The 17,786-nt window shown below is 45.5% G+C and carries 12 protein-coding genes; 3 read left to right on the top strand and 9 right to left on the bottom strand.

Translation table 11 applies throughout. From position 1 onward, the window contains the following. Window positions 1-267 precede the first annotated feature (267 nt). Window positions 268-1,992: a cellulase family glycosylhydrolase gene (locus MHB49_RS14610; RefSeq protein WP_405156610.1), complete on the top strand. Its 1,725-nt coding sequence runs from the start codon at window positions 268-270 to the stop codon at window positions 1,990-1,992. 149 nt (window positions 1,993-2,141) lie between these two features. Here the strand turns inward: MHB49_RS14610 and MHB49_RS14605 are convergent, their stop codons facing one another. Next, window positions 2,142-2,579 carry a hypothetical protein gene (locus MHB49_RS14605; protein WP_405156609.1) on the bottom strand — a complete coding sequence of 146 codons (438 nt, stop codon included), beginning with the start codon at window positions 2,577-2,579 and terminating at the stop codon, window positions 2,142-2,144. Between the two features lie 376 nt (window positions 2,580-2,955). Here MHB49_RS14605 and MHB49_RS14600 point away from each other — a divergent pair, with 376 nt between their 5' ends. After that, complete coding sequence (locus MHB49_RS14600; RefSeq protein WP_405156608.1) at window positions 2,956-3,402, top strand: hypothetical protein; 447 nt, start codon at window positions 2,956-2,958, stop codon at window positions 3,400-3,402. A 106-nt stretch (window positions 3,403-3,508) separates the two neighbouring features. Here the strand turns inward: MHB49_RS14600 and MHB49_RS14595 are convergent, their stop codons facing one another. The 3 genes from MHB49_RS14595 to MHB49_RS14585 all read right to left on the bottom strand — a co-directional run bounded on the left by MHB49_RS14595 (window position 3,509) and on the right by MHB49_RS14585 (window position 8,323). Further along, on the bottom strand, window positions 3,509-5,476 hold the full coding sequence (locus tag MHB49_RS14595; protein ID WP_405156607.1) for a sucrose-specific PTS transporter subunit IIBC: 1,968 nt from the start codon (window positions 5,474-5,476) through the stop codon (window positions 3,509-3,511). Window positions 5,477-5,496: 20 nt separating this feature from the next. After that, the gene (locus MHB49_RS14590) at window positions 5,497-6,978 is read right to left on the bottom strand and encodes a glycoside hydrolase family 32 protein (RefSeq protein WP_405156606.1); all 1,482 of its coding nucleotides are present in this window, start codon (window positions 6,976-6,978) and stop codon (window positions 5,497-5,499) included. Between the two features lie 361 nt (window positions 6,979-7,339). Then, a complete protein-coding gene (locus tag MHB49_RS14585) occupies window positions 7,340-8,323 on the bottom strand; it encodes a LacI family DNA-binding transcriptional regulator (RefSeq protein ID WP_405156605.1) in 984 nt (327 codons plus the stop codon). Between the two features lie 576 nt (window positions 8,324-8,899). Here MHB49_RS14585 and MHB49_RS14580 point away from each other — a divergent pair. After that, complete coding sequence (locus MHB49_RS14580; protein WP_405156604.1) at window positions 8,900-9,982, top strand: bifunctional 3-deoxy-7-phosphoheptulonate synthase/chorismate mutase; 1,083 nt, start codon at window positions 8,900-8,902, stop codon at window positions 9,980-9,982. Between the two features lie 147 nt (window positions 9,983-10,129). On the opposite strand, the gene MHB49_RS14575 is transcribed toward MHB49_RS14580, so the two are convergent. The 5 genes from MHB49_RS14575 to treR form a co-directional block, all read right to left on the bottom strand. Then, a complete protein-coding gene (locus MHB49_RS14575) occupies window positions 10,130-11,803 on the bottom strand; it encodes a ribonuclease J (RefSeq protein ID WP_405156603.1) in 1,674 nt (557 codons plus the stop codon). 239 nt (window positions 11,804-12,042) lie between these two features. Then, window positions 12,043-13,314, bottom strand: a complete 1,272-nt coding sequence (gene rhaA, locus MHB49_RS14570; protein WP_405156602.1) for an L-rhamnose isomerase — start codon at window positions 13,312-13,314, stop codon at window positions 12,043-12,045. Window positions 13,315-13,332: 18 nt separating this feature from the next. Next, complete coding sequence (locus tag MHB49_RS14565; protein ID WP_405156601.1) at window positions 13,333-15,402, bottom strand: bifunctional aldolase/short-chain dehydrogenase; 2,070 nt, start codon at window positions 15,400-15,402, stop codon at window positions 13,333-13,335. 243 nt (window positions 15,403-15,645) lie between these two features. Continuing rightward, a complete protein-coding gene (locus MHB49_RS14560) occupies window positions 15,646-16,578 on the bottom strand; it encodes a glycoside hydrolase family 5 protein (protein ID WP_405157139.1) in 933 nt (310 codons plus the stop codon). A 367-nt stretch (window positions 16,579-16,945) separates the two neighbouring features. Further along, complete coding sequence (gene treR / locus MHB49_RS14555; RefSeq protein ID WP_247903150.1) at window positions 16,946-17,656, bottom strand: trehalose operon repressor; 711 nt, start codon at window positions 17,654-17,656, stop codon at window positions 16,946-16,948. Window positions 17,657-17,786 lie beyond the last annotated feature (130 nt).

The following is a 17,786-nucleotide window of genomic DNA, read 5'->3' as shown; positions in this document are numbered from 1 at the left end:
ATGCAACGCTATTTATTTGAATGAATTTAGAATAAAATAATCCATTAATCTCTAATTATGACATGGATTTTGTGCTAATTACGAGGGTATTTACTTTCAATGAATCGTGCTATATTTGCATTTCAGAAAACGTTTTCAATACTTAATTTGGTGGTGATTCCATTTAAATCAATTCAGAGTCTTGTTCTATGCTGAGCTTAAATCGCCATTTTTTTGTAAGCGCTCTATTTTAGTTCAACGATAAACATTACAAAGGAGAATATGTGAATGAACAAAAACCGCAAATCGGTCCTCTCACTCACTATCGTAACGGCAATGATTCTATCCCTGTTGTCATCCGCCATCGCTTCTGCTGCTAAAGAAGACTCGATTCAGGCAAATGCAGCCGCTGCCCCAACCAATATTCAGTCCTATGTTACTGCGATGGAGCCGGGCTGGAATCTGGGCAACTCCCTTGATGCTGTTGGCGCAGACGAAACGGCCTGGGGTAACCCGCTGATCACTCAGCAGCTGATTCAAAATATCGCCAATCAAGGCTACAAGAGCATTCGTATTCCAGTGACCTGGCAAGCTCATATAGGAGGAGCACCCAACTATACAATTGATACCGCTTACATGAATCGTGTACAACAGGTTGTAAACTGGGCGCTTGATGCCAATTTGTATGTCATGATCAATATCCATCACGATTCATGGCAGTGGATCAGCTATATGGAGAATGACCATGCCAATGTTCTTGCTCGTTACAACTCAGCCTGGACTCAAATTGCAAACAAATTCAAAAACTCATCCACGAAGCTCATGTTCGAAAGTGTAAATGAACCACGCTTCACGGAAGGTGGTACAACGAATACCGCTACTGCTTACGCTTTGCTGGATGAGTTAAATGTATCTTTTCATAACATCGTGAGAGCATCAGGCGGAAATAATGCAACACGTCCATTGGTCCTGCCAACGTTGCATACCTCTTCCGCTCAACCCGATCTGGATGCATTATCCCAGACGATTGCGAAATTAAATGACCCTAACATTATCGCTACCGTTCACTACTATGGTTTCTGGCCATTCAGCGTGAATATCGCAGGGTACACCAAATATAATGCTGAAGTGCAGCAGGATATTATCGATACATTTGACCGAGTGTACAATGCATTCACAGCCAAAGGTATTCCGGTTATCGTCGGTGAGTATGGCTTGCTCGGCTTTGATCAGCACACAGGTGTCATTGAGCAAGGTGAGAAGTTGAAATTCTTCGAATTTATCGGCCAGTACCTGCGTCAGAAACAGATGACCACCATGTTATGGGATAATGGGCAGCATTTTGGCCGTACCAGCTTCACCTGGTCTGATCCGGATCTGTATAACACGATGAAAGCAAGCTGGACTGGTCGTTCCTCCACAGCTGAATCCGATCTGGTTTATTTGAAAAAAGGGGCTGCAATTCAGGATAAAACAGTAAAATTGAATCTCAATGGCAATACATTTAGCTCTCTTGCTAATGGCAGCACAACTCTTGTTCAAGGTACAGATTACACAATCAGTGGTGATGTGCTCACATTGAAATCAAGCCTGTTAAGCAGACTGACCACGTCCGGCAATCTTGGGGTTAATGCCAAGCTGACCGTCAAATTCAACAAAGGCGCAAACTGGAACCTGAATATCATCAAGTATGATACGCCTAAACTGAGCAATGTAACGGGCACAACGAGCTCGTTTGCGATTCCGACAACCTTTAATGGCAATCAACTGGCCACCATGGAAGCCACTTATACAAGTGGCGGAAACGCAGGTCCGCAAAACTGGACTTCTTTCAAAGAATTTTCCTACACTTTCAGTCCGAATTATAGCAGCAACGTGATTGAATTGAAACAAAACTTCTTCAACGAAACGAATAATGGCGAAGTTATTCTCAAGTTCCACTTCTGGAGTGGAGACGTCATTACGTACAAAATTACGAAGAATGGTTCCAGTGTAGTCGGAATCTCTTCCTAATAGGGTTTCACAATTCAATGTATAGCACATAGGAATCAGCACATAAAAATTCACGAAACGTTGTGTCAAGGGCAACAGGCTCCGGACACAACGTTTTTCATTTATACTTGGTTCATCGGACTGGCGACAGGAACCCACGATCAGGTGAATTACAATAAAAATGAGACATCTCCACTCCGGCTGTGAATGACATATGTCGCTCCCAGACCTTTATAAACCAGCCCAACAGGAGCTCTGTTGCCGGAAACAACGTAGAGTTGTTGCGGACACAAGCTGCGACACAGCTCAATGTCCTGACAGCACTGCGGCAAGTTATTTTCAAATACAAAGGCGTGTTTCACCACAAATTCTGGCGGAAGCTGATTACGGAATGCCATTTCCTGAATGTAACGTACGGTGACTGCACCAAGCGACTGAAATTGTTCCCCCTCCTCTTCGCTGTGTACAAGCACGACAACCGCAAATCCCCTTTTCAATAATACATCCACAAAATTCTTTCCCGCCTCACCGTGTCCTGTTGATACCACCATCATTGCTTCATCCATTGCCGCCAACCTCGCCTTCACATCAGATCCTGCAAATGCCATCTGGAGTACGTTATGTGCGAATCATAGTCCTCTGTCTGCATCTCTGCAATTGAACTGCATGCGATTTCTGCACCGTTCTGATCGATTCCAGACAATCCAGGTGAGCAATTCTTGCCTAATCTCCTCTTTTCGCAGTCATGCGGCATGTTGCTTGGTCTGTCATGAGCGGAAGAAAAAATCGAGATAATGGAGTCCAAAACGAAGATATATCTCTTGTTAATCGCTTACATGTATGAATTTTATACCAAACATCGGAAAATCAGGCGTAAATCCATTCCGATTGATTTTACATGAGCTGTGTTCAGCCGTAACATCATGGGCAGGATAACGAAAACATAATACAATAAGATAATTTTGCCTATGGAGGTTGGATCGTGTGATTGCAAGTGGTGATGTGGAAATTCCATCGGAGATTCGTGTTGTTGCACGAATTAGTTCCATGGAGATTATTCGGTACGATATGCGAAAATTACCTTTCATAGCGCGGGAACATGCATCCAGCTACTGCGGATTGTTCAAAATCTCATGCGGGAATGTTCATGGTTTTGCCGAATTTGAATTGCCTGTAGGTTCCCATCCCTCTGATCTGGTAAAATGGGCTTCGGTGTTCAGAGCTTTAAAAGGTATGGAGCTGTCGCAGGTCACGCAATTTATCCAGCAGCATCAAGAGCTGTGGGGAAATGAACGCATGCTGTTCCTGCATGAAGCCGTCAGCAATTTGCTTCTCAACCTGGAGCAAGGCAGCACATCTGATGTGATGTTAAACCGGGAAGAAATTCGTGCCTTTCTGATGCAATACGCGCTGACGTATTATTCTTTTTGACACCTTCCGTTAAGTAGAAAAGATACATAAAAGTGCAAAGAAACCCTGGTGATATACACCGGGTCTCTTTGCATTTTCCGACCTGTCTTTTTCAAAGGTTTTACGCTTATTGCGGTTCAGTAAATTTCACAACGATTAGTGCTTCTCCATTAGCTTGAACAGGGCCTGTCATCGTTGGCATCACCTGTTCGATTCTATCATTCCCATTCGGGATGAGCACAGGTGTAATCAATGGCAACCCTGCGGCCTGGATCGCTTCCATGTCAAATTCAATTAACAGTTGTCCTGCAGTTACGGTGTCTCCGCTATTCACATATGCGGTAAAGTCTTCCCCCTTCAGTCCAACGGTATTAATTCCAATATGCACAAGCATCTGAACACCTGTTTCATGTTCCAGGATTACGGCATGTTTGCTCTTGTTCATCACATGAGCGATGACGCCGTCAAAAGGTGCAAATACTTTGCCCTCAGAAGGCTCAATAGCGATCCCTTCTCCCATATGCTTTTCCGAAAATGCAGGATCAGGAACCTGCTCCAAAGCAACCGCTGTGCCTGTGATGGGTGATGCAATCTCCAGCATATCTACCTTGGTGCGCTGGTTAATGGTATGGTTGGAAGATGAGTTTGACTTATCCGACAGAACTTCCGACTTCATCTGTTCTCCTGCATGGCTCGGCACTTCCTCCGCAACCGGCTGATCCTTGTATCCGAAGAACCAGGTAAGTGCAAATGCAATTCCCATGGCTGCCACGTTGGACAAAATGTACAAAGGCAATTGGCTATTCAAATACAGCAGGGTGCCCGGAATAACCGTCACCGCCATGCCTGTACCTTGCAAATGGAACAAGGATGCGAGAAATCCGCCTACTGCGCCACCGACAAGACCCATGATGAACGGTTTCATATACCGCAAGTTAACCCCGAAGATAGCAGGTTCGGTAATCCCTAGAAATGCAGAGAATGACGAAGGCAGTGCGAGTGCTTTCAGCTTTGTATTTTTGGTCTTCAACCCCACCGCCAGACAAGCCGCTCCTTGTGCAGCCATAGCACAGGTAATGATCGCATTGAACGGGTTAAAGCCCGTTTTCTCCAGCAGTTGAATCTCCAGAAAGTTAAAGATGTGATGTACACCGGTAACAACAATGATTTGATGGAAGAAACCAATAATAATACCCGCAATACCGAATGGCAGTCCCAATACGGCTGTCGTCCCATGCAGCACCCACTCCTCAAGAGAATGGAATACCGGACCAATTGCGAAGAGCCCTAATGTAATCATGACCGTCAACGTAATAAAAGGAGTCAGAATTAAGTCGAGCGCCTCGGGTACGTGTCTTCTCAGAATTTTCTCAAATTTCGCTCCGATCAACCCGACGAAAAACGCAGGCAGCACGGAACCCTGATACCCGACCACCGGTATGAATCCGAACATATGCAGCGGTTGTGCCGATCCATCGGCCACAGCGTAAGCATTTGGCAGCGCTGGGTTCACAAGCATCAGACCCAAAACGATGCCGAGAACCGGACTCCCGCCAAACACTCGGAATGCAGACCAGGCTACCAGCGCAGGCAGAAATGCAAATGCCGTGTCCGTCAGGATCTGAGTAAATAACAGGAAATTGGGCGAAATGTCCTCTGGTGTTGCACCAAACAGCGATAGAATTTCATTTTGAGTGAGCAGCCCGCGCAGACCCATGAACAGCCCCGTTGCTACGAGCACAGGGATGATTGGTACAAATACATCACCGAACGTGCGAATGGCCCGTTGAAAAGCATTACCTTCCTTTTTGCCCTGACTCTTCACTTCTTCCTTGGAAGATCCTTCGACTCCCAGCTTCTCGACCTCTTCAAATATCCGGTTTACGGTTCCGGTTCCAAAAATGATCTGATACTGGCCAGAGTTGAAGAAGGCCCCTTTGACTTTGTCGATGTTCTCGACCTGCTTCTGATCGATCTTGTTCTTGTCATTCACCATGATCCGAAGACGTGTTGCACAGTGTGCAAATGATGCGATATTTTCTTTGCCCCCGATGGCACGAATAACGTCCTGGGCAATCTGCTGATTATCCGACATGGTCCTTCATTCCTCTCAAGTTATATCTCATAATCCCATTTTGATGCCTTAAATCCTGCCTTACCTCCAAGTGCAAAGAAGCGAATCTCCGTACTATCCTTACTTGGGAAGATACGGCTTGTGAATACCTCTTCTCCATCGTTGACAAAGATCTCAACGGAAGAAGAATCCACAAAGATATGGAACTTCAGCACGTCTGCATTCAATGCGCAGCGCCGTACATTCCCGTTCTGATCCGCGAGCGTGGCGCCTGACTGCGAGCGATCCAGGGTTACTTTCTGTACCAACCGATCATACTGCAACACGGTCTTCTCTTCTGCACTCGCCCGCAATTCAATGCCTACAACCTCTGCGTCAAAATCACGGATCTCACATTCCAATTCATAAGCCAATCCAGCAAAGTCTGCGAAAGATCGAGTCTCATGATTCATTGTGAATTCCATATGATTCCCCTCAGAATCCCCACGCAGCTTCACCATTTCAGAGACTGGCTGCTGAATTAACTTCCCCTCCCGGAGTGACAACTGCCGCGGAATCGTCAGGCAATGTGCCCATCCACTCTTATCTGTCGGATACTCCAAATCGGGAAGTCCCATCCAGCCCACCAAAATTCGTCTTCCATCTGACGCCTGCATCGTCTGTGGGGCATAAAAGTCGAATCCCCGATCCATCTCATGAAATGAACCATGTTCGAATTGCCTTGTCTGAAGATCCAGTGGTTCGCCAATCAGATAGCCCGACTGAAAAATATTCTGATACTCATCTTCCTGACTCTCTATTCCTTGTGGCGAAAAGATCAGTACACCTTGACCCTGCATCTCCAGATAATCGGGGCACTCCCACATGTAGCCAAAGTCAGGTAGCTCAGTATGAATCTCTCCAAGAAACGTCCAGTTTCTGAGATCTGATGAGCGATATAATACCGTGCATCCCGTTTCATCAACACGCTGGGCTCCAATCACACAATAATACGTGTCACCCTGCTGCCAAACCTTGGGGTCTCTGAAATGTTCCGTGTAGCCAGAAGGTACTTCTGAGATTACAGGTTGATGCACTTTGGTTATTGAACCGCTTTCATCCATAATCGCCAGACACTGATACGGATGTCTAATCCAGTCCTCATCTCTTGTATTGCCTGTGTATAGCAGATGCAGTTGACCATCTTTTTCAATAGCACTGCCCGAATAAGCCCCGTGTGAATCATAGGTGTCCCCCGGCCGGATTCCGATTCCGACTTCTTCCCAGTGCACCAGATCTGTTGAACGGGTATGGTACCAATACTTCAATCCATGCTCAGTCCCGAGTGGGAACCACTGATAAAACAGATGATAATATCCCTGGTAATAAGAGAATCCATTAGGATCGTTAAGCAGTCCGGTGATCGGCTGGATATGGTAATGCTGTCTCCACGGACAAGCAGAGATCAAAGCCTCCAGCTTGCCTATTTCTTCAGGCTCTGCCTGTTCGATTCGTCTGTAGCGTTGTTCTCTAGTCATTTTCATAAAAAGTGTTCTCCATCCTAGCTAATATAAATTAGAGAAAGAAATTTTACACTTGGTCACTTCAATGGCAGAACAATCTTTCGATCGCTGTTATCCCCAGATTTCCTTGATCCCTTTTCTAAAGGGTGAAATCCGGGGATAAAGGCGAACACTACGTTTCTACAGATTTTTTCTGCCCTCTCCGTGATCGTGTAACTCTTAATTTAATTTATTTAAAAATCCAAAAAATGAAAGGAACCGGTTCCATCGCACTCAAAAAAATAATTCCATACCGACTTTTACGCCTGCCACCGGTGTTCCCAAATCCGTATTGGATTTTCAGTGTGGAACCGGTTCGATGGAATTATCATAAAGGATGCATTTATATCTTGTCAACGCTTTCTCGTGGAATAATCTCCACATCAAGGATTGTGCACTGTTCCACTGGCTCGCCTTTTACCAGACGAATAATGTGCTCGGCCGCCACTTGACCCGCTTCAAAATAATGATATTTCACTGTCGTTAGTGTAGGGTGAATCATCTCGGTAATTTCATAACCGCCAAATCCAGTAACCGATAAATCCTGCGGGATTTGTACCTTGTTGGAAAAAGCTATCTTCATCACACCCAGCGCGATGTTATCTGTGGCCCCCACGATAATGGTCGGTTTGCTTTCTTTCAAAATCGCTTCTGCGGAAACGATGGCTTCGGACATTTTGAAGCTGGTCTCATAATAGGTCACATCACATCCGCCATATTCATCAATTGCACGTTTGAACCCCTGTTTGCGATGGATACCCACCGCCTGATCTCTCTCGGTAACGCCAATATAGACCATTTTTCGATGGCCCTTCTCCACAACATGCTTCCCCATCTCATACCCCGCCTGATCATCGTTATGTACCAGACTGTGAAGCTGCTCATGCTGCTGCCCTACCAATAGAACCGGAATTCCGATGTCTTCCACAGCTTTGAGATGTGCATCGGTCACTTCTGCGGCAAGCAGAATAATGCCGGATACCTTCTGTCTGGCAAAGTCATATATGGCATCAATCTCCCGCTGCATATCCTGGCTCGTATTTGCGATCAGCATCTGATACTGATTTTTTCTTAATTCTTCATCGATGCCGATCAATGTCTGGGAGGTTGCAAAGGAATCCAGACGAGGAACAACAGTTCCAATAATGCTTGTTTTTTTGGCTTTGAGACTCTGTGCAAACGTATTGGGTACGTAATTGTATTGTTTAATAATGCGCTCAATTTTCTGTCGTGTATCGTCACTAACCGAACCACCATTCAGGAAACGAGAGACTGTGCTCTTCGCCACACCTGCCATTTGAGCGATATCGGAAATCGTTTTATTCATAACTTCTCCTCTTATTCTCATTCGCTTAAATTCACTTATATTACCTTATATTATACTTCGAATGGTAAACCCTTGCGAATACTATTCCCATGGAGCTATCAGTAAATCTCATAGAACATTGGAAGCAGATACATAATTCGTCACGGTAAAGCGATATTGTTGCATCGCATTAATTCGCCTTCTTGCAGACAAGGAACATGAGATGCTAGTATAACTTCAATTCATAACGTGCATCATGAAATACGGAACAGAACATCATTATCCATACAGGCTATGACGGAAAGAGTAAGCGGAGTTATCGTTCATTACAGGGACGCGGTGCCAAAGACTGAGAGCACCCGAAAGGAACATGCCGCCGAAGTTCACTCCCGAGCCGATTGCTGAAGAGCTGCTCCTGTAAGGTACAGCTTCTAGGACAATCCGTTCCTTGCGTTAAAAGGTCAAAGTGAGAAACAGATCGGCTGTATTTAACAGCAGGAGCGTTTCTAATTAGGGTGGTACCACGGCTTCTTCGTCCCTTACGGATGAAGGGCCTTTTTGTGTTTTCATCAATCTATATTGAAGGAGTGGATCAGCATGGATCAAAGCATGAACCTGGAACAATTAAGAGGACGATTGAGTGAGATTAATCATAACCTCCTCCACTTGTTGTCAGAACGAGCCCAAATTACACAGGAAATTGGTCAAATCAAGGAAAAACAGGGTGTACCCAAGTTTGATCCGGTTCGCGAAAAAGAAATGCTGGAGGAACTGACTGCCGCCAATCCGGGGCCATTCCAGGACGATGCCATCAAACTTTTGTTCAAACAGATTTTCCAGGCTTCCCTGAACCTTCAGGTCGACGAACACAAGAAACAGCTGCTCGTTAGCCGTAAAAATCAGCAGGAAGATACGGTCGTCTCCATCGGAAACGTCAAGGTGGGCGCTGGCAAACCAATCATGATTGCCGGACCGTGCTCGGTTGAAAGTTATGAGCAGGTACGTGAGGTCGCCGCAGCGCTGAAAGAAGCGGGCATTACCGTGATGCGCGGAGGAGCTTTTAAACCTCGTACTTCTCCGTATGACTTCCAGGGACTCGGAATCGAAGGATTGAAAATTCTGAAGGAAGTGGCCGATGAGTTCGGACTGAAGACCATTAGTGAGATCGTTCATCCAGGGCATATCGAGCTTGCTGCGCAATATATTGATGTAATTCAGATCGGTGCGCGTAACATGCAAAACTTTGAGCTGCTCAAGGCCGCCGGGGATGTTCAAATTCCGATCCTGCTGAAACGCGGTTTGGCGGCAACTATTGATGAATTCGTTCATGCTGCGGAATACGTCGTCTCCCGGGGGAACAAACAGGTCATGCTGATTGAACGCGGCATTCGCACCTATGAAAAAGCAACACGAAACACACTGGACATCTCTGCTGTACCGATTCTGAAACAGGAAACCCATCTGCCTGTGCTTGTGGATGTCACGCACTCTACCGGGCGCAAAGATATCCTTGCTCCTTGTGCCAAAGCAGCTCTTGCAGCCGGTGCGGATGGTGTTATGGTTGAGGTTCATCCAAATCCAGCGGTAGCCCTCTCCGACAGCGCTCAGCAATTAAACATTGAACAGTTCAACCAGTTCCTCTCTTCTGTGAGACAATCGGGATTGCTGAACGATCTATAGGTTAATTAACAATAATAAAAGCCTGACTGAAATGTAGGTCATACAAATGCTGTACGATGCTACATTTCTCAGGCTTTTGATCAACTTAATGTCCTTGCAGGAATCTCGGTTCCAGACCGGACACGATAACCGTTTTCTGCCCTTTCTTCATACCTCAATAATAATGGGCAGAATCATCGGTCTTCGTTTTGTCTGGGCGTAGATGTAATGACCGATCTCGTCTTTCAGCTTTCTTTTGATGACATTCCACTGATTCGCTCCACTTTCGGTTAACTCATGCATCTTGTTCTGAACCAGCTCATGAATCTCCTTCATAAATTCCTCGGAGTCTTTCACAAAAACAAAACCTCTGGAGATAATCTCGGGAGCTGTCACCATATGCTTCTCTGTTTTGCTGAGCGTGGTCACAATCACCAACATTCCATCGGAAGACAGCTGCCGGCGATCACGCAGCACGATATTCCCGACATCGCCCATGAGCAGACCGTCGACCAGACTGTTGCCTGATGCAATTTTGGGACCAAGAGAAGCCACGCCATCTTTGTACTGAATCATATCCCCATTGTTCACGATGAATACATGATCCCGTTCGATCCCCACGGATTCCGCCAGTTGTCTATGTTGATACAGCATGCGGAACTCACCGTGAACTGGAATCAGATAATCAGGCTTCATCAGGGTCAGCATCAATTTGAGTTCTTCCTGGCTGCCGTGTCCTGATACATGCATGCCCGCTGCGCCGCTTGAACCGTAAATAACACGTGCTCCGAGCAAATACAGATTGTCAATGACATGCGCAAGATTGCGTTCATTTCCTGGGATCGCTCCAGCTGCAATAATGACGGTATCTCCAGGTGCGATCTTTACATGAGGATGTTTGGAGGCCGCCAAACGGGATAATGCTGCCATCGTTTCACCCTGGCTTCCCGTACAGAGCACAACAACCTCATCAGGTGGAAACTGGTCCGAATCAACGGCCTCAATGAGCAGCCCTTCAGGTACATTCAGATATCCCAATTCACTGGCTACAGACACCACATTAACCATGCTTCTGCCCAGAAGAGCCAGCTTGCGCCCTGTCTCGAACGCTGCATTTACAATCTGTTGAACCCTGCTTACGTTGGACGCAAAGGTTGAAATAAATACCTTTTGTTTGGCACGAATGAACGCATCCAATATGTGGTCACCAACGATACGCTCGGAAGGCGTAAATCCTGGTCTCTCTGCATTAGTACTCTCGGACAAAAGCACATGCACACCTTGTTTGCCAATCTCGGCCATACGGTGCAGATCGGGATACGGCCCATTAACAGGAGACATATCAAATTTGAAATCCCCGGTATGAACGACATTCCCGCCAGGTGTCTGAAAGAAAATACCGAGACAATCCGGTATGCTATGACTAGTTGCAAAAAAAGAGATCTCTATGCTACCCAGTGTAATGCTGGACTTGGAATCAACCGTATGCAGATCTGCTTTGCGCAGCAGCCCATGCTCTTTTAGTTTCAGCTCAATCAATCCTCGTGTCAGTCTGGACGCATACACAGGAATATTGATTTGTTTTAACAAATAGGGAATGCCCCCAATATGGTCTTCATGTCCATGAGTAACCACAAGGGCTCTTACCTTGTCCTGGTTTTCCAGCAGATATGTCACATCCGGAATGATGAGATCAATGCCCGGCAGGGTTTCATCCGGAAACTTCGAACCGCAGTCAATGACAATGATGTCTTGATTATACTGGATAAGGTACATATTCTTGCCTATTTCATTCAAGCCGCCAAGTGCAGCGACATACAATTTGTTATGGACGAGATTCAAATCGGATGGAGCCCCCTCTACTTTTTAATTATGGATTTTGATAACGGGATGATGCTTTGCGTTTTTTTAAGTATTTTTAGTATGGAACTTATGACTGCACTTATGCATTACTCACTGTTTTTCCATGCAAAAAGCCACAGCGGAGAACTTCTCCACTGTGGACTGCATGATTGATGATGACTGTATAATGACTCTAATCTTATATGGAGCATTAATTCCCAGTTTCGTTTACTTAATGGTTACACAAAGCTTTTATCCCGCTGAAGCAAAACTTCCTGCTCATACGTTTTGATCTCAGCAATCCACTGTTCACGTACAGGTACTTGCTGCTGGGCACAATAATAATCCCAGATCGCCCCGAAAGGATAGGACTTGAACTCTTCCGTCAAAGCAAGGCGAAGGGTGTAATCCCCTTCCAACTCAGCTGATTTCAGTGCATCCACAGGTTCCAGCATCGCACGCAGCAATGCTTTAATGGTGTTGCGTGTACCAACCACCCAAGCAGCAACCCGGTTGATGCTTGCATCAAAGAAATCTAGTCCGATATGGGTCATTGGAAGCAGATCATGACGCACCAATTCACGCGCAATTTCCAGCAGCTCATCATCCATAATGACAACATGGTCACTGTCCCAACGCATTGGACGGCTGACATGCAGCAGAATGCCGTTGGTGAACAGAGCTAATGAAGACAGTTTGTTGGATATAACTTCCGTTGGATGAAAATGTCCGGCATCGAGGCAGATTAACGTATCATTTTGCAGTCCATAGCCCATATAGAATTCATGAGAACCAACGACATATGCTTCGGAACCAAGGCCAAAGAGCTTGCTCTCTACCGCATCCAGATGATACTTCGGATCAAGCTTCTCGGCAAATACCTCATCGAGAGAATCCTTCAGCCGCTTTCGCGGAGTCATGCGATCGACCGGATTATCCTTGAACCCGTCCGGTACCCATACATTAGTTACACAGGTCTGACCCAGCTGCTCGCCAAAGTAAGCACCAATGCGGCGGGACGCTTTGCAGTGATCGATCCAGAACTTGCGAATGGCCGGATCGGAATGACTTAGCGTGAAGCCGTCACTTGATTTTTCATGCGAAAAGCAGGTTGGATTGAAATCCAGACCGAGCCCCTGCTCTTTCGCCCATTTCACCCAGTTCTCATAATGCTTTGGCTCAATCCGATCCAGCTCCACTTGTTCGTCCGTGTCCGCATAGATCGCATGCAAATTAACCTTATGTTTGCCAGGAATCATCGAAAAGGCTTGCTCCAGGTCTGCCCGAAGCTCTGCGGGTGTCGTTGCAGCACCAGGATATTGACCTGTAACGGATATTCCACCCGTAAGTTCCCCGTCTTTATTCAGAAAACCTTTCACATCGTCCCCTTGCCAACAGTGAACAGACACTTTGATCTCCGCGAGCTTCTTCAGCACTTCATCCGTATCAATTCCATGCTCGGCATATAATGATTTGGCTGCTTCATATGCTTGCTTGACCTGATTTTCCATGTGCGAGAACCCTCCTTATTATCGTGTAAATGCTGCTGGCACACCACCGTCAATCGTCATCATGCATCCGGTTGTTTTTTCCGATTTGGAAGAGGCAAAAAAGGCGATGCCTTCCGCAATATCTCTTGGATAAATATTGACGAGCAGCGTTGTCCGTTTACGATAGTACTCTTCCAGTTGATCCGGTTCGATGCCATAGGCTGCTGCACGTTCATTTCTCCATGAACCGTTCCAGATTGCTGAACCCTGCAGGATGGCATCCGGGAGAATCGTATTTACACGAATGCCGTATTCCCCACCTTCCGCCGCGATACAACGGGCCAGATGAGCTTCCAGCGCTTTGGCAGAGCTGTAAGCAGAGGCACTTTTACCCGCATAGACCGAGTTTTTAGACCCAATAAATACCATACTACCGCCAATTCCCTGCTGTTTCATCAATTTGAAGGCCTCACGCGCAACTAGGAAATACCCTGTACCCAACACATTCATGTTCAGGTTCCATTCCTTCAAGGAAGTTTCGTCAAATGGACTGGAGGTGGCCAGGCCTGCATTGTTCACGATAATGTCCACGCCGCCATATTGTACGGCAACTTCGGCATACGCTGTTTGCACGGCTTCTTCATCGGTCACATCCATCTTCAATGCATATGCACGATTGGCTCCGTATTGATCGTTAATTTCCTGAGCTACCTTCTGCGCTCCTTCAAGGTTAAGGTCCGCGAGAACAACATGTGCCCCTTCGGATACCAATCTGCGCGCCGTTTCACTTCCAATTCCACCGGCACCCCCGGTAATAAACGCCACTTTGCGGGAAAACTCAGTCTCTGCCGGAGCCAGCGATAATTTGTACAGCTCAAGCGGCCAGTACTCTACATTGTAGGATTCACTGGCGCTGAGGGATACGAATTGACCCAGACTTGTCGCACCGCGCATCACCGCAATGGCTCTATGATACAATGCCCCGCTTACTTGGGACAGCGCCCAGCTTTTTCCTGTGTTGATCATGCCCACACCGGGGATAAGTATGACGCGAGGTGCAGCTTCAAACATCACGTCGCCATCATTTTTGTTGTTCTCAAAATATTGTTGATATTGTTCTTTGTAGGCCGCCACGCCTTCCACCAGTTTGGATTTCAGCCCTTCAATATCCTCCGCATCCGGTGTCCAATCGATGAAAAGAGGTACCACTTTGGTATGCACCAAATGATCCGGGCATGCCGCACCTACCTGTGACAATTCTGGTGAATTCGTACCACCAACAAAGGCAAGCACATCCTCCTGATCGTCAAAGGACAAAATCATTTTTTTGTTATCCGATACCGCTCCCCGAATGGTTGGCATTACTTGGGATACGATCTGACGACGAACTTCTGCCTCAAATGCAGGATATTTCTCTCCACCAAACAGGTTTCCTTCGTCAACACGTGCTTCAATGAAAGCTTCCGCTTCATTAATAATTTTGATCGTCTGCGCGTAACATTCTTCCGATGTTTCTCCCCAAGTCACAAGTCCGTGCTTCTCCATTAGAACAAGCTCGGCATTCGGATTTGAGAATACGCTTTCAGCAATCATCTTGGATAGTGTGAATCCTGGACGCACATAAGGAACCCATACAAATCGATCCCCGTAAATTTCTTTTGCCAGTTCTTTTCCGTTATCTGCACAACACAGACTGATAATCGCATCCGGATGGGTATGGTCCACGTGTTTATATGGAAGGAAAGCATGCAGCAATGTCTCTATGGACGCACGCGGGTGTTTGGAATCGATCATGCAGTGCCCCAGATATTCAACCATCTCTTCATCCGACATGGATTCACGTTCGATTAATGGACGGATATCTTCAAGTCCAAGGCCAGTAAAATGCTTCGCCTGCATGGACGCAAGGTCCGATCCGCTGCCTTTTACATACATCACTTCTATATCACGGCCACGAAAATCTTTCACCGTCGTTTTGGTAGACGTGTTGCCTCCGAAAATGTTACATACACGGCGATCTGCCCCAATCAGATTGGATCGGTAAACCAGCTGCTCCAGACCGGTTGTTTTCTCCGAAGCCTGTGATGAATCCCATAAACTCTGTACCATTTGTTCCCCTCCGATAATGTTTGTTTTATTCCTAATCAGAGTTTAACATCTTTGTTTTGTTTTGAAAACAAAAGTTTTTAAATACAAACGGAAAAATTCAAAAGGAAGTTGCTTTGGTGTTTTTCATTCAAAAAACACCCTGACGTATGGTCAGAGTGTTTGGGTGAGATTTTTTAGTCACAACAAGCTTTATGTCATTAATTGATTAGATGCATCTCTTTAGAAAAGTTAGACCTTATGACCCTAGTAGATCCCTGCTTTTTTTGATGTATTTTTAATTCCATAAGTGTCGTTGACGACTGTGTTTCCAAAGGATGTCAAACTTCCGTTAGGGCCCGTAGCCAAGTCCAAATAGTTCAAATCGGAGCTGTTGCCATACCATGACCATGCGAGCCAGCCTACCCCTTTTTCCTGACCATATTTCATGATCGCATATTCATCGACGTCCCCGTTCGTGTGGTAACCACCGAATTCACCGATGATCAGGGCAAGACCTTTGTTCAATACGCTTTCCATGTTGGATTTAACGGTTGCCGCGTCTTTACCGGCATATTCATACATGTGAATCGAGAACACCGTATTTTTTTGTGTATCTGCTGCAAATACACTTTGTCCATAATCCACGATGGATTGTGGGTACTGCCCCCAGCCCGCTGCATCCACGATCAATGTATTGTTGATACCGGCATTTCTCAGCTTTGGAATCGCTTTTTTGTATCCGTCAGCCCACGCACTCCCATTCCAAGTTCCATACCATTCATTCGCAATATTTACGATTACTCTATCCTCTTTGCCAATGAGTGCTTCCTTGATGCTAATCCAGTAGTTCACTGCTGCATCCAACGAATTATGATCATCCTTACCTGTTGCATCATGTACTTCGAGCACCGTAATCATTTTGTTTGCGCTTACAACATTGATGATGTTTTTAACAGAGTTCAGATCGTCTTTGGTATACTGTACGCCATTGGAGAGCACAATCCGTACGGTGTTGGCACCAGTTTTGGCAATCGCGGGGATCGCCGTGTTCAGGTCATTTTTAAACCACGAATGTCCATGATTGACACCTCTCATAACAAATGCCTTGCCAGTGGAATCGTACAATTTGCCTCCGTTTACATAAAATCCTGTAGCAGCAGATGCTTTGGGTGCCGCACTCGCCAGAATCACCAACATAAGTGCAGCAATTACGGTAAAGACTGTACACTTTTGCAACTTGACCATTCGCTAGAACCTCCTACATTTTTTTGTTTATTTCAATTAACCCTGCTCAAGGCAATAAGTTAACTAAAATCAAATGAAAACCACAAACAACATAAGGTTATTTACACAAATTAATAACTTTATTTAAATGAATATTTTTAAATATAATTACTTTATCGTTAAGGTTATGGACATATAATAAAATGAAAACGCTTACTGGTCAAGTTATTTTTACCATGATAAGGAACTTATTTTGAACTACACAGCAAAGAGAGTACCTCATTCACTATATAGGAAGTGATGAGGTACTCTCTTTGTTCTGTGGACAATCAACTGGATATCATCTGCGCCGGGCAAAATCCACAAACCTAAACTTGTCCGGTCGGTGCCTCGACTCGGTGAACTGAAATTGACTCGCATCCTCCAGGTAAACCTGACTTCTAACCACAACTACATTGTGGAAGCCTTCGAGATCGAGCAATTCCCGATCCTCAGCTGTGGGCTCCTCCACCAGAATTTCCTTTTTGGCAAAAGAAATAGTCAGCCCCAGCTCTTCTTCAATGTACGCAAAGATGGAGTCGTTACATATGTCCTTGCTCAAACCGGGAATAAGCTTCTGGCTTATATGGTCCTTATCGAGAATGACATGTTCGCCATCCACTTTGCGCACACGTCTGATCTCCCAGACCTTTTCATTCAGACCAAAATTGATTTTCTTGAACAAGGCTTGATCAACCTTTTTTTCTTCAAAAACCTTAACATACGTTTTGGCCCGATGTCCCATTTTTTTAGCGAGCTCCTTAAAACTAACAAGGCCCGAAATAGGAAAATCGATTTTACGTATATCCAGAACAATGGAGCCTTTACCTTGAATTTTCTGAATATAACCTTCTTCAGACAGCATTTTCAGCGCTTTGCGAATCGTCTCTCTGGACGTTTGATAACTTTCCGATAAATCAAGTTCCGAAGGAAGCAGCGTACCTGCTTCAATTTCTCCAGTCCGAATACGAGCTGCAATATCTTCATAGATTCGGATAAATTTATTATTCATCATTCATCACCACTGTCCATTACCCTTTTTTATCATATTGGCAACCTATTATAACATTAAAAGTTGAATAAAGGATAATCGTTACTGACGATGATGAAATGATGAATTTACATGCGGTTTAATCCAAATC

This window comes from Paenibacillus sp. FSL K6-0108, from assembly GCF_045040695.1.
GTDB lineage: Bacteria > Bacillota > Bacilli > Paenibacillales > Paenibacillaceae > Paenibacillus > Paenibacillus pabuli_B.
The sequence above is the reverse complement of the archived record's forward strand: the minus strand, read 5'-3'. Positions and strand labels throughout refer to the sequence as shown.

Bases quoted from the DNA above. Each gene is read 5' to 3' on its own strand.
- MHB49_RS14610 (WP_405156610.1), top strand. From the start codon at position 268: ATGAACAAAAACCGCAAATCGGTCCTCTCACTCACTATCGTAACGGCA.
- MHB49_RS14605 (WP_405156609.1), bottom strand. From the start codon at position 2,579: ATGGCATTTGCAGGATCTGATGTGAAGGCGAGGTTGGCGGCAATGGAT.
- MHB49_RS14595 (WP_405156607.1), bottom strand. From the start codon at position 5,476: ATGTCGGATAATCAGCAGATTGCCCAGGACGTTATTCGTGCCATCGGG.
- MHB49_RS14590 (WP_405156606.1), bottom strand. From the start codon at position 6,978: ATGAAAATGACTAGAGAACAACGCTACAGACGAATCGAACAGGCAGAG.
- MHB49_RS14585 (WP_405156605.1), bottom strand. From the start codon at position 8,323: ATGAATAAAACGATTTCCGATATCGCTCAAATGGCAGGTGTGGCGAAG.
- MHB49_RS14580 (WP_405156604.1), top strand. From the start codon at position 8,900: ATGGATCAAAGCATGAACCTGGAACAATTAAGAGGACGATTGAGTGAG.
- rhaA (WP_405156602.1), bottom strand. From the start codon at position 13,314: ATGGAAAATCAGGTCAAGCAAGCATATGAAGCAGCCAAATCATTATAT.
- MHB49_RS14565 (WP_405156601.1), bottom strand. From the start codon at position 15,402: ATGGTACAGAGTTTATGGGATTCATCACAGGCTTCGGAGAAAACAACC.
- MHB49_RS14560 (WP_405157139.1), bottom strand. From the start codon at position 16,578: ATGTTGGTGATTCTGGCGAGTGCGGCACCCAAAGCATCTGCTGCTACA.
- treR (WP_247903150.1), bottom strand. From the start codon at position 17,656: ATGAATAATAAATTTATCCGAATCTATGAAGATATTGCAGCTCGTATT.